Annotated in this window: 10 protein-coding genes; 3 read left to right on the top strand and 7 right to left on the bottom strand. The window is 50.0% G+C overall.

The genetic code is table 11. From position 1 onward, the window contains the following. Positions 1–110 precede the first annotated feature (110 nt). Complete coding sequence (locus tag JIG40_RS15160; protein ID WP_199465598.1) at positions 111–869, top strand: ferredoxin--NADP reductase; 759 nt, start codon at positions 111–113, stop codon at positions 867–869. Between the two features lie 28 nt (positions 870–897). On the opposite strand, the gene JIG40_RS15155 is transcribed toward JIG40_RS15160, so the two are convergent. From JIG40_RS15155 to JIG40_RS15130, 6 genes are all read right to left on the bottom strand, one after another. Continuing rightward, positions 898–1,566, bottom strand: a complete 669-nt coding sequence (locus JIG40_RS15155) for a lysophospholipid acyltransferase family protein (RefSeq protein WP_047462714.1) — start codon at positions 1,564–1,566, stop codon at positions 898–900. A 7-nt stretch (positions 1,567–1,573) separates the two neighbouring features. Next, a complete protein-coding gene (locus JIG40_RS15150; RefSeq protein ID WP_020327845.1) occupies positions 1,574–2,506 on the bottom strand; it encodes a phosphatidate cytidylyltransferase in 933 nt (310 codons plus the stop codon). After that, a complete protein-coding gene (locus JIG40_RS15145) occupies positions 2,499–3,197 on the bottom strand; it encodes a CDP-alcohol phosphatidyltransferase family protein (protein ID WP_171933480.1) in 699 nt (232 codons plus the stop codon). Before JIG40_RS15145 ends, JIG40_RS15150 begins: the two co-directional genes overlap by 8 nt. A 155-nt stretch (positions 3,198–3,352) precedes the next feature. Next, positions 3,353–5,173: a bifunctional diguanylate cyclase/phosphodiesterase gene (locus JIG40_RS15140; protein WP_199465734.1), complete on the bottom strand. Its 1,821-nt coding sequence runs from the start codon at positions 5,171–5,173 to the stop codon at positions 3,353–3,355. A gap of 119 nt (positions 5,174–5,292) precedes the next feature. Further along, positions 5,293–5,715, bottom strand: coding sequence for an oxidoreductase (locus tag JIG40_RS15135; protein ID WP_199465733.1), 423 nt, complete (start codon positions 5,713–5,715; stop codon positions 5,293–5,295). A gap of 387 nt (positions 5,716–6,102) precedes the next feature. After that, on the bottom strand, positions 6,103–7,632 hold the full coding sequence (locus JIG40_RS15130) for a bifunctional GNAT family N-acetyltransferase/carbon-nitrogen hydrolase family protein (RefSeq protein WP_020327841.1): 1,530 nt from the start codon (positions 7,630–7,632) through the stop codon (positions 6,103–6,105). Positions 7,633–7,918: 286 nt separating this feature from the next. On the opposite strand from JIG40_RS15130, the gene JIG40_RS15125 reads away from it, so the two are divergent. Then, complete coding sequence (locus JIG40_RS15125; RefSeq protein WP_055453548.1) at positions 7,919–8,632, top strand: hypothetical protein; 714 nt, start codon at positions 7,919–7,921, stop codon at positions 8,630–8,632. A gap of 37 nt (positions 8,633–8,669) precedes the next feature. On the opposite strand, the gene JIG40_RS15120 is transcribed toward JIG40_RS15125, so the two are convergent. Further along, positions 8,670–10,037 (bottom strand): L-serine ammonia-lyase, encoded by a 1,368-nt coding sequence (locus JIG40_RS15120; RefSeq protein WP_020327839.1) that lies wholly within the window; start codon positions 10,035–10,037, stop codon positions 8,670–8,672. 408 nt (positions 10,038–10,445) lie between these two features. Between JIG40_RS15120 and JIG40_RS15115 the strand changes: the two genes are divergently transcribed. Further along, positions 10,446–11,915, top strand: coding sequence for a protein adenylyltransferase SelO (locus JIG40_RS15115; protein WP_199465732.1), 1,470 nt, complete (start codon positions 10,446–10,448; stop codon positions 11,913–11,915). Positions 11,916–11,937: the final 22 nt, after the last annotated feature.

The raw sequence follows: 11,937 nt of genomic DNA, 5'->3' as shown, positions 1-11,937 counted from the left end.
GTCGGTGAGTGCGTTAACAAAACATTAACTTAATAAGTAAGGTAAAAACTTTACTTAAGGCGTAAAGGGGCGTAACGTCACTCAAAGATAATCGGTGAGGAGAAAAGATCATGAGTCTATTCGCAGGTTTTAACCCAGTGCAGGTGATTGAACGTATCGACTGGACGCCGGAGCAGTTCTCACTGCGAGTGAGCGGCGCCGAGTTGCCATTTTCGGCCGGGCAGTTTACCAAGTTGGGGCTCGAAGATGATGCAGGCAATCTGGTGAGCCGAGCCTATTCTCTGGTTAATGCGCCAGGGGCTACAGCGGATGAACATGAATTTTTGATTGTGGCTCATCCACAAGGCAAGCTTTCTCCGCGCCTGCAATCACTCTCCGCTGGTGATACCGTGTGGATGGGTAATTCGGCCTACGGCGATCTGATTCAGCCTTCGATTCCTGATTTCACGCAAGATTTATGGTTATTGGCAACCGGGACGGGAATTGGTCCATTTCTGTCACTGCTCGCCGACCAACGCCTGACCCAACCGAATATCGTGCTGGTGCACGGCGTGCGCTATGGTCGTGACCGCGTGTATCGCGACGATATTCAGACGCTGGTGGAGCAATATCAGGGGCGCTTACGCTATCACACTGTGGTCAGCCGCGAAGCGCTTAGCGATGCGATGAGTGGACGTATTCCGGCCTTGATTGAGTCAGGTGAGTTGCAAACTGTAAGTGAGTTAGAGTTAACGCCAGAGCACAGTTTTGTGATGATGTGTGGTAACCCTGACATGATTAAAGACACCGCCAGTACCTTACGCGAAAAAGGCTTGCCGCCATTTCGTCAGGCGACGGGTGGCAACTATATCCATGAACGTTACTGGTAAAGAAAACGCGGCAATCGCCGCGTTTTCTTTACTCTTCAATATCGAGTTGTTCTGCGTTGGCGGTCTGCGTAATGCAGTGCTGCGCAAGTTGCTGATATTGTGTCTGCATGGTGTCGATAAAGTGCTGGGCGCTGGTAAATCCCGCTTGCGGCTCTCCGATCACCACATCGCAGTTAAACGGTACCAGCATCGCCGTCCCTTTAGGCAGTGAGCGCCCGAGACCCCGCATGACCACAGGCAGCACGGAGACGCCTGAGTGATCTTTCACCAAATGGTAGATGCCTTTTTTCAGGCCGCTCATGATCTCCGGTTCACCGCGGCTGCCCTCGGGGAAAATAATCAGAATTTCATCGTTACTTAATGCCGCATGACAGGCATCAAAGACGGCGTCACGCTGGGAAGCGGATGGTGCACGGCGAATCGGAATGATGCCAATGATATTGAGGGACAACCACGCCACAAAGCGATTGGCGAGAAAGTAATCGGCCGCTGCAACCGGGCGCACGCGATGCACCATATGAATCGGAAACAGCGCCAGCAACACCAGCGTATCAAGATGACTGTTGTGATTGGCGGCGATGATCATCGGCCCGTGCTCGGGGAGGTTTTGTCGCTGTAAGATATTGAGCCCCAAGCCAATAAACACCAGTGGCTTGACGATCAGCAGCACAAACAACAGTTTGAGTAATCTTGCCATGGTGGCCTCAGTAATAGAGATAGTAGATGTAATGGAAGAACAGCGGTGCGGTGAACATCAGGCTATCAATTCGATCCAGAATGCCGCCGTGGCCAGGGATAAACTGGCTGGTGTCCTTGATACGCAAATCTCGCTTGACCGATGAAATCACCAAATCGCCGATGAAGCCGCTGAAAGCGATGATCACTCCGGCCACCAAGCCTTGTATCGGGTTGAGTGGCGTCAGGTACGGCGCGGCGAAATAGGACACCACAATCACTGTCGCACTGCCACCGATAAAACCTTGCCAGGTTTTGTTCGGACTGACTTTCGGCACGATTTTGTGCTTGCCAAAACTCTTACCCCATACGTACTGACAAACATCGTTGAATTGGGTCATTACCAGCAAAAACAGCAGCATGCCTAATGAACCTGCATTCGGGTTAAGGCTGGGCAGCACCAATAGATACGCCATGTGGCTGATACAGAACACCGTCAGCATCATTGCCCAGTGAATCACGCCCGCAGAGCGAATAAAGCCTTTGGTATCGCCAATCAACACCATCACCATGGGCAGGTACAAGAAGATGTACACCGGAATAAAGATGATGAACATGCCGTACCAACCGATCGACAGCCAGTAAAACTGAAAAGGAATGGAGAGGTACGCCCAGAAAATGACGCGGCGGTCGGTCATACGGGTCGGAACGATAGACAGAAATTCTTTCAGTGCTAAAAAGCTGAGAAACCCCATGAAAAACAGTGTGTAGTTGAGTGGTAGTGCCAACACGACAAATGCGATGGCCACCATCCACCACCAGGAGCGAATGCGCAGTTTCAGCTCGAGATAGTCACGATCTGTGTGACGGCGTGACAACCACAAATAGCACACAGTGCCGACGACCAGCACAGCGACGATCGCCAGCATGACATGTTGAGAGTGAACGGGAATATTAAACATCTCGCTGAGTTTCCTGTTGCTGGGCGAATTGCGCCTGATGGTAGTGATAGATATGTTCCAGACGTCGCCAGGTGGTGATCACCAAGCCACACAACATCAGCGCGAGGGCGCAATCTAAGGTGTAACCCAAAAAATGCAGCGGCAGTTGTAGCCATTGGTAAACGCACAATATCAACAGTGAAGCCGTCAGCAGAGCCATGCGATGCTGCTTCGCCATCGGGCCGCAAAAATCCGCTGGCCCGTTCATGCTCACGCCCAGCACGCGGACGTAGGCCGTCAAGACCGCGAGAATGGCGCAAATCCAGGCCAGATCCATACCCACCAACGATTGCGTGGCAAAGCCGGCAGCGACGATAAACAGCGGATCGGCAATGCGATCCGGTACATCGTTAAACAGCTCTCCGGCAGGCGTCTTTTTTCCGCCCTCAACAGCGACCATGCCATCAAATAAGTTACACAGCAGGCGCAACTGAATGCTGGCAGCGGCGAGTAACAGCAACGAAGCGGCAGGGTAAAAGTAATAGAGCAGTAAACTGACAAACCCTGCCAGGGCGAAGAGGATGCTGAGCAAAGAGATTTGATTTGGGGTGACATTCTTCTGGCTAAGCCAGATGGCGATGCGTTTGGTGAGTTTGAGTTCGCGGACGGCCAATGGTCGGCGATTAGCCTCATCCGGGGTTGGGGTATTCATAAAGCCTCTGACGATAGTGTGTTGTTTTAGTGATAAATCAATTATTAAACAAGTTGTATAAGAGGCGAAGTATTAGCATTTATTGCTGAGTTTTTGAAGCGTTGTCACGTGGGTTCTGGGACAAGTTAACGAGATTTAACCGTGAACACTCGGGATCATTCCACTGCACTGAGCGCTGGCTTTCGGTGGGCAAAGTACTGATGGCTGAAATGGGCAAATTCTTCTTTGGTGATGGGTTTAGAAAAGTAGTAGCCCTGAAATTCATCGACGCCCAGCTCCTGTAGGCGATGGAGCTGAATTTCATCTTCGACCCCTTCAGCAACGACCTTAATGCCAAGCTGATGTGATAAGGTTACGATCGCCGAAATAAAGAACTTCTGTTGGTCCAAACTGTTCAGGTCGCGAACAAACGACTTGTCGATTTTCAGCTTGTTAAAGCGCAGGTGGTTGAGGTTGTAGAGTGACGACCAACCGGTACCGAAATCGTCCAGCGACAGACGAATATTGATGTCTTCGAGCTGGCGAATGATGCTGACGCTGCGCTCGATTTCATCCAGCGTCATGGTTTCGGTGATTTCCAGCACGATGGCGTCAAGGTAGTTGATGTCGGTGGCGAAGATATCCGACACCAACGCGGGTAACTCTTCGTCAAACAGCGAATCTGACAGGTTAATGGCGACTTCAATCCGCGAATGGAAAGCGCTCCAGTCGACAGACAGGGCCTGATAAACCTGTCGCATGATCCAGCGTCCCAGTTCTTTAGCCAGCCCCGATTCTTCCGCAATCGCGATCAGATATTCCGGATTCACGAAACCGTGTTGCGGATGGTTCCAGCGAATCAGTGCTTCGCAACCAAGGCGTTCGCTTTGCGGAGAAATAATCGGCTGAAAGGCCATGTAAAGCTGCTGCTGATCGTCGGTTTTGATCAGACCTTCCAGCTCTTCGGACAGTTTGCGCTTTTTGCGGTGCGCTATCTCAATCTCTTTGCTGTAGTAGACCACAGGATCGGCCGGAATTTTCTTGGCGATGTTAAGTGCCAGGTCGGCGTTATTCAGGATCGCCGACGATTTTTTGAGGTAACGTTTGGTGTGCTCGCTCATCTCTTTACTCATCGCAATCCCGGTTGCGAGCGTCATACGTTTGGAAGGGTCGAGACGATTTAAAACAGCACCAAGATCGCTCAATAACGCCTTGACGAAAAATTCGAAATTGAAATCACAGCGGTTAATGAGGATCGCGAACTCGTCGGCACCGACACGCGCGCACAAAAAGTGGAACTGATCGCACTTCGCTTTGAGCCGTTCACTGATTTCGGTCAGGATTTTATCGCCGTACTCGTAGCTGACGATATCATTGATCTCTTTGAAGTGGCTGATATCCAGCAAAATCAACGCGTAGTCGTCTTCACGCTTACTCAGATTTTTAATTTGTTGCAGCAGATAGTTACGGTTTTTCAGCTGAGTGAGCGGATCATGCCAGGCCATAAACTGTTGGTATTTGGCATCTTTGTATACGCGCAGCGAGATGTAGCCAAGCACCAATAAGATCAACAGCATGTCGTACAACACGGTTTGTTTATTGTCCGCGATGATGGCTCTGTTCTTGGCCGATTCTTCCCCTGTGAAATTGACGATCATCAGGTTGCGAATGCCGGGCATCAGGCTTTTCAGCTCACCAGAAAACGCCTTCAGTTCGCTGAGATTGGATTTGAGCACGGCATTTTCGTACTTGCGCAGCACATTAAACGCCTTCGCGATCACTTCACCAGAACCGTACTGCGAACGGATCTCGCGTGTTTCGTCGCTGTTGAGAAACGTATCATAACGGTTCCATAGAATGTCGTATTTGAGATTGAGTTTGCGTGACGAACGGGTGTCGTTGATCAGGTAGGTTTCAAGCTGGGAAGAAAACTCCAGTGTTTCGATCTCCAACTGAGCCAGTGCCCAGGCAGACAACTGAGTGTGCTTGGTCAGCATGTTATAAGTGTCGTTGAACTTTACCAACGTCCAGATGGAGAAGATAAACAGTCCAAACACAAACATGATGAAAATGGCAATATGGCGGCTCATAGATACCTACACACTCAGCGTTTTGATTACTGCAACGTTTCTACTTGGCTGACCTGCCACACCATACGGCTGTGCAGCACCTCGTTATTTACTTCATTAAATTCGCTGAGCGGATAAATCACCCAGATTGGGCCTTTGTCGCGAATGCTCATAACGTCATCGTTCTTTTTCACGGCAAACAGCGGGTTGTACTTTTCAATGTCGTCGTAAGGGATGGTCGACCAATAATTATTCAGCGCAGTGACTTTTAAATCGGCTTTTGAAACGCCAATCATGTTCAGCAGTTGTTTGGCTGAGACGCCGACAAACTTGGTGTTGTCGTCGGTCCAAGGGGTGTTAGTGACAATCTCTTTGTCAGCGTGTGCCAGCAATTGTTCAAGGCTGAATTGGGCCTTTCGACCATGGTTGTCGACGGTGAGAATGGTATCGGTGCTGGCAAAACCAGACATCGAGGCAAACCACACCAGTAAAACAGCAGTTTTGCGAGAGATCAGGGCGTTAAACATGGGGCATTCCTCATCAGTAGTCGGGTACGCAAAGTGGGATATTGCTCGCAAAACGTTGCGCGCTACCCATAGATATAAAAAGATTAAGGACGAACTGCAAGAGGGGGCATAAGTGGCTAATACCAAAGGGGTAATGTGTTTAACTGTATGAATTTAATCGAATTAGTGATTTGCAAATTGCGACGCTAGTTGCACTCCGCAGCGTGAAAACGATAACTCCATGATCGACAAGGCGATGAAATTTCCAAATTGAAAAAGAATGCGTTCCACCGAAATGGGGGAACGCATTCTGGTCAGACTAGTTAATGTGATGGATATCAATAACTTTCGTCACTTTGTTTGGGTAAATCCGCCATATAAATCCATGCGCCTGTGGCGCAGATTGGTCACCGAACCCTCAGTATTCAATTGCTTTAGTTTATCAAGATCCACATCGGCAAAAATGATCATCTCGGTGTTGGGACTGGCTTCCGCAATCGTCGCGTCGTGAGGAAAAAACACATCGGATGGCGAGAATACAGCAGATTGGGCGTATTGAATGTCGACGTTATCCACTCGAGGCAGATTACCGACGCTGCCGCCAATCGCGACGTAACATTCGTTCTCGATGGCACGTGCTTGTGAGCAGAGTCGAACGCGTTGGTAGCCATTTTTGGTGTCCGTCCAGAATGGTACAAAGATAATTTGCACCCCTTGTTCGGCCAACATGCGGCCCAGTTCGGGGAATTCACTGTCGTAACAGATCAAAATCCCCACTCGGCCGGCATCGGTTTCGAACACTTGCACCTGATTACCCCCGTCGATGACCCAATCGCGTTTTTCGTGAGGCGTGATGTGAATTTTGTACTGCTCATCAATGGTGCCGTCGCGATGCAACAGGTAAGCGACGTTATACAACTGACCATCTTCGAGCACAGGCATGCTACCCGCGATAATGTTGATGTTGTAGGTGACCGCCAGTTTGGAAAAACGCAGTTTGATTTCTTCGCTGAACGAGGCCAGAAAGCGAATTGCTTCCACGGTATTCTGATCGTTTTTCAGTCCCATCAATGGTGCGTTGAAGAACTCCGGAAACAGAGCGAAATCGGCATGATAATTGGACAGGGAATCAACAAAGAATTCCGCTTGTTCAATCAAGTCCTCCACACTGAGCATGGCACGCATCTGCCATTGCACAATGCCAATGCGAACCAGCGTTTTTTCGATGTCGTGAATGGAGTTGATGTCTTCCTCGTAAAAGAAGTTATCCCATTCAAGTAGAGTCGCATAGCCGCGGGAACTGTCGTCTTCCGGCAGATAGTGGCGCATGATACGTTTGACGTCGAAATCGTTGGAGAGCTGAAAAGAGAGGATCGGATCGTACAGCTCACGGCGCTTAATTTTCTCAATATATTCCGGCACCTCCATCGTATCGGCATAACGGCCATAGCCGGGAATACGGCCTCCCGCGAGAATCGCTTTCAGGTTAGCGCTACGGCATAAGTCTTTGCGGGCGGCGTACAAACGGCGACCCAGACGCAGACCGCGATAATCCGGATGGACGAATACATCGAGCCCATACAGGGCATCACCGTTGGCTTTATGCTGAATGACGTTATTTTCGTTGATGATGTCGGTGTAGACATGGGGGAGGGAGAAGCGGTTGTAATCGACTTTGATGGTCAGTGCGGCACCGACGATTTTTCCGTTGTCTTCAATACAAATCTGGCCATCGGGAAACTGATGAATTAAATCCATGATGGTCATGCGTGGCCAGGCACCACCAACATCGTGAAAAACCAGATCCATCAGTTCTGCTAGTTCGGGATAATCACTTTTTTCTATCACGCGCAGTGTCAAACGCGGTGTATCACTACTCATACACTTCGTGTCCTCAGTGGCTTCCTTCTTTTATCCATACTGGACAACTTAATCCGTCAATTCAAGGCTTAGCCCGATTTTTGACCAGAGGTTTGCATACATTGGTTTGATGAATTAATAAGCAATGTATTACTAACTCGTCATCTTCCCATGATTTATGTCACGCAGTTATCGCTGCGAATGTACGCAATTTGAGTCATATTGTAAGGGAGCAATGCGTTGAGCTAGGACAATGAAAAAATACCCCTTACCCATTTTGTACACTTTAGTCAGTTCGGCACGGTTAATGAGAGATAAATGGCGAGCCTTTTTGGCGCTCTCCTGGCCTTATCTGGCTGTCACCGTCGCGACTCAAGTGTTGCAATCCCATTCTGATGAAACGGATTCAGTACCCCTGTTGTTTTTATACTGCCTGATGGTGATGGTCGCCATGGCGTGGGCGACGGTACGTTTGCATCGGGAAATTCTGTTGAATCGGCAAAGTTCTCCGGCTGATTCGCCGCCTTCTGGTTTACGTGAAATGCGTATTCTTGGTTATTGGCTGATGATGTTTATTGCCATCATGGTGGTGGTGTTTGGGTGGGTCGTGTTAAGCAGCGCAATTGGCCTGATACATGAGAGAAGTGGTGTGTGGATTCAGATTTTGGTCGGTGCGGTGGGCACATTGCCGATGATTTGGCTGGTCTCTCGCTGGGGGTTGGTGATTCCGGCCACCGCGATTGATGATGAACCGCGAGGTCTGCGTTTCGCCTGGCGTTTGTCTCAGGAACACAAAGGCGCGCTCTTTATTCTGACAGGCATTATCCCGATGAGCTCAGGTCTACTGATCAGCAGCCTGCCAGCTGATGGCAATTGGGCGATTGCGTTGGGGTTCGGCCTCTTTTCCTACCTGGCCTGGGCGTACGAAATTTGTATTTTATCGCTGAGTTATCAGTGGATTGTTCAACGGCAGACAATCGATAAGATGCTGCAACAGTCTCATCTTAAATTGGCGGCCTGACGGCTTGCACCGTCAGGCTCATGAGAAGAATTGAGCGTTATTCGCACGGTGGAGCCAGATGAATCAGCGCAAGGCCACCTAATGAAGTTTCGCGATACTTCTTGTTCATGTCTTTACCTGTCTGATACATAGTATCAATCACTTTATCCAATGAGATTAGACACTTGCTGGTGCGTTTTAATGCCATGCGCGATGCGTTAATCGCTTTCATTGCGCCCATCGCATTGCGTTCTATGCAAGGCACCTGCACTAAGCCGCCAATCGGGTCACAGGTCATGCCTAGCGAGTGTTCCATGGCAATTTCAGCTGCAATACACATTTGCTCATTGCTGCCACCACGCAGCGATGTCAGCCCTGCGGCGGCCATCGATGATGACACCCCGATTTCACCCTGACATCCCACCTCGGCTCCGGATATGGACGCATTGGTTTTGTACAGAATGCCAATCGCGCCAGCGACAGCGAGAAAATCTTTGAGCTGTTTGGTGTCGAGTGGACGAATGAAGCGATGATAGTACATCAACACAGCGGGAATGACGCCAGCAGCGCCATTTGTCGGCGATGTGACGACTTGGCCTCCCGCCGCATTTTCTTCACTGACTGCGAAGGCGAACAGGTTAATCCAGTCCATGATCTCCATCGGATCATTTTCTATCGCCGCGTTGGCTTCGAGTTTTTTGAGCAGCGCTGGCGCGCGGCGGGTTACGTTGAGGCCGCCTTCCAAAATCCCTTCAGTATCAAACCCGCGTTGCATGCACAGCGACATCACTTTCCAGATCTGCTCGGTTTTTTGATCGATGGTGTCGATGTCGCGAAATGCCAGTTCGTTGCGCAGGACTAAACCGCCGAGGCTTAAGCCATTACGTTCGGCCTTTTTCAGCAGTTCTTCGGCGGAGTTGAACGGGAATTCGACTTTAATGGACGATTCCGCGGTGCCATGCTCGAGCTCTTTTGCGGTGGCGATAAATCCGCCGCCAATCGAGTAATACGTTTCAAAAGCGACGATTAAGCCTTTAGCATCGAAAGCAGAAAGGGTCATGCCGTTCTCGTGCAGTGGCAGATTTTCACTGTGGAATAACAGGTCGCTGGAGTAATGAAACGGGATTTCGTTGCGGCCACCTAACAGCAGCACCCCCTCGTCAATCGCGCGCTGCATCGCCTGTGTCGCGCTGGTCATTTTGATGGTGTCGGGCTGATTTCCCAGCAAACCGAGCACTACCGCGCGGTCGGTGTGGTGTCCTTTTCCCGTCAGCGATAACGATCCGAACAGATCGATTTGGATACGCGCCACTTGATTGATATCCGGGATAACGGAGAGGAATTGAAAGCCCGCAATCATTGGTCCGTTGGTATGGGAACTTGACGGGCCAACGCCAATTTTAAAAATATCGAAAATCGACAACATAGGGTCACCTGCATTTGGATTCAGTCACAAAACAGCTTAGTGCTTTCTTAAAGCGTAGACGCTAACCATCGGCTGTGATGCCTTTTGTCATGCGGGATGTAACAAAAAATTAATATTTTTGGCTATTGAGAGTTTCCTTAAATTTCATCATATTGTCATTACGTTGTCATATTCAGAGGGGAGAGCCAAATGCACGTAGAAATGATTCAACCGAGTTTGTTGGGAGTGATAGGCAGAACGCTTGTGTTCTCCCTGGTTGCTTTAGTCGGCGTATTCTGCCTAGTGTAATGGAGAAAGCCCCAGCTTGAAGCTGGGGTTTTTCTTATCGTTGTCGTTCAGGCTAAAACCTAGTATTTGACTCAGGTATTTGCTAACTTGCAGGCAAATAGTCGAATGAGAGATGGTTTTATGTCGGTTTGGGACAGCGTCACTTTATCCACCCGCTTCAGCGCATTGCCCGCGGCCTTTTATACCCCGGTGCAACCGCAACCGCTGAGCAACGTTCGCTGGGTGGCGTGGAATCGCGATCTGGCTGAGCAGTTTGGCTTGCCGCAAACGCCGAATGAAGAGCTGCTGTTAAGCTTGTCCGGTCAGCATCCTCCGGCTGCCTTTTCGCCGTTAGCCATGAAGTACGCCGGACACCAATTTGGTGTCTACAATCCGGATCTCGGTGATGGCCGTGGTTTACTGCTGGCCGAAATGGCGACGCAGCAAGGCGAAGTTTTTGACATTCATCTTAAAGGCGCAGGCCTGACACCTTATTCTCGTATGGGCGATGGCCGGGCTGTACTGCGCTCGTCGATCCGCGAATACTTGTGCAGCGAAGCGATGGCGGGTTTAGGTATCGCGACGACCCGGGCACTGGCTCTGATGAGCAGTGACACACCGGTGTACCGAGAAAAGCAGGAACGTGGCGCGTTGTTGGTGCGTGTTGCGCAGAGCCATGTCCGTTTTGGTCACTTTGAACATTTCTTTTATACCGAACAGCATGAAGAACTCAAACTGTTGGCAGATAAAGTTATCGAGTGGTATTTCCCGCATTGCGTGAATGAAGACCAACCCTATGCCGCTATGTTCGGTCATATCGTCGATCGCACCGCTCAGATGATTGCCCACTGGCAGTCGGTTGGTTTCGCCCATGGCGTAATGAATACCGATAACATGTCGATCCTCGGTCAGACTTTCGATTATGGTCCATACGGCTTTTTAGATGACTATGAGCCGGGATACATCTGCAATCATTCCGATTACCAAGGACGCTATGCGTTTGACCAACAGCCACGTATTGCGCTGTGGAACCTATCGGCACTGGCACATGCGTTGTCGCCGCTTATCGCCAGAGAGCAACTTGAAGCATCTCTCAATGCGTATGAAACCCAACTCAACGGCTATTTCAGCACATTAATGCGTGACAAACTTGGTCTTGTCAGCCGTCAGACGGAAGATGGTGAGCTGTTCAATGATCTGTTCGAATTGCTCGAAGCGAATCGTGTGGATTACACCCGTTTTATGCGTCAGATGTCTCATCTCGATACGCAATCCGCGCAAAGTGTGGCGGATCTGTTTCTTGACCGCGACGCCGCGCTGGCCTGGCTTGACCGCTACTTGCTGCGTTGTGATCAGGAGTTGGATGAGCAAGGGCTGACGCTGAGTGCTGAAGCACGCTGCGCTAAGATGCGTCAGATCAATCCCAAGTACATTTTACGTAATTACCTGGCCCAAATTGCGATTGATAAGGCCGAAGAGGGTGATTACAGCGAAGTGTTGCGTCTGGCAGAGTTGCTCAAACATCCGTTCCATGAACAACCGGATGCAGAAGATTACGCCAAACTACCGCCAGAATGGGGTAAAAAGCTCGAAATCAGCTGTTCGTCGTGAGGCGAAGGAAATGTGATCCCGG

Source organism: Vibrio sp. bablab_jr001 (assembly GCF_016464285.1).
Lineage (GTDB): Bacteria > Pseudomonadota > Gammaproteobacteria > Enterobacterales > Vibrionaceae > Vibrio > Vibrio fluvialis.
This window is presented reverse-complemented; position numbering and strand designations above follow the sequence as displayed.

What these genes read in the sequence shown, in the direction of transcription:
- JIG40_RS15160 (WP_199465598.1), top strand. Translation starts at nt 111, where the DNA reads ATGAGTCTATTCGCAGGTTTTAACCCAGTGCAGGTGATTGAACGTATC.
- JIG40_RS15155 (WP_047462714.1), bottom strand. Translation starts at nt 1,566, where the DNA reads ATGGCAAGATTACTCAAACTGTTGTTTGTGCTGCTGATCGTCAAGCCA.
- JIG40_RS15150 (WP_020327845.1), bottom strand. Translation starts at nt 2,506, where the DNA reads ATGTTTAATATTCCCGTTCACTCTCAACATGTCATGCTGGCGATCGTC.
- JIG40_RS15145 (WP_171933480.1), bottom strand. Translation starts at nt 3,197, where the DNA reads ATGAATACCCCAACCCCGGATGAGGCTAATCGCCGACCATTGGCCGTC.
- JIG40_RS15140 (WP_199465734.1), bottom strand. Translation starts at nt 5,173, where the DNA reads ATGCTGACCAAGCACACTCAGTTGTCTGCCTGGGCACTGGCTCAGTTG.
- JIG40_RS15135 (WP_199465733.1), bottom strand. Translation starts at nt 5,715, where the DNA reads ATGTCTGGTTTTGCCAGCACCGATACCATTCTCACCGTCGACAACCAT.
- JIG40_RS15130 (WP_020327841.1), bottom strand. Translation starts at nt 7,632, where the DNA reads ATGAGTAGTGATACACCGCGTTTGACACTGCGCGTGATAGAAAAAAGT.
- JIG40_RS15125 (WP_055453548.1), top strand. Translation starts at nt 7,919, where the DNA reads ATGAGAGATAAATGGCGAGCCTTTTTGGCGCTCTCCTGGCCTTATCTG.
- JIG40_RS15120 (WP_020327839.1), bottom strand. Translation starts at nt 10,037, where the DNA reads ATGTTGTCGATTTTCGATATTTTTAAAATTGGCGTTGGCCCGTCAAGT.
- JIG40_RS15115 (WP_199465732.1), top strand. Translation starts at nt 10,446, where the DNA reads ATGTCGGTTTGGGACAGCGTCACTTTATCCACCCGCTTCAGCGCATTG.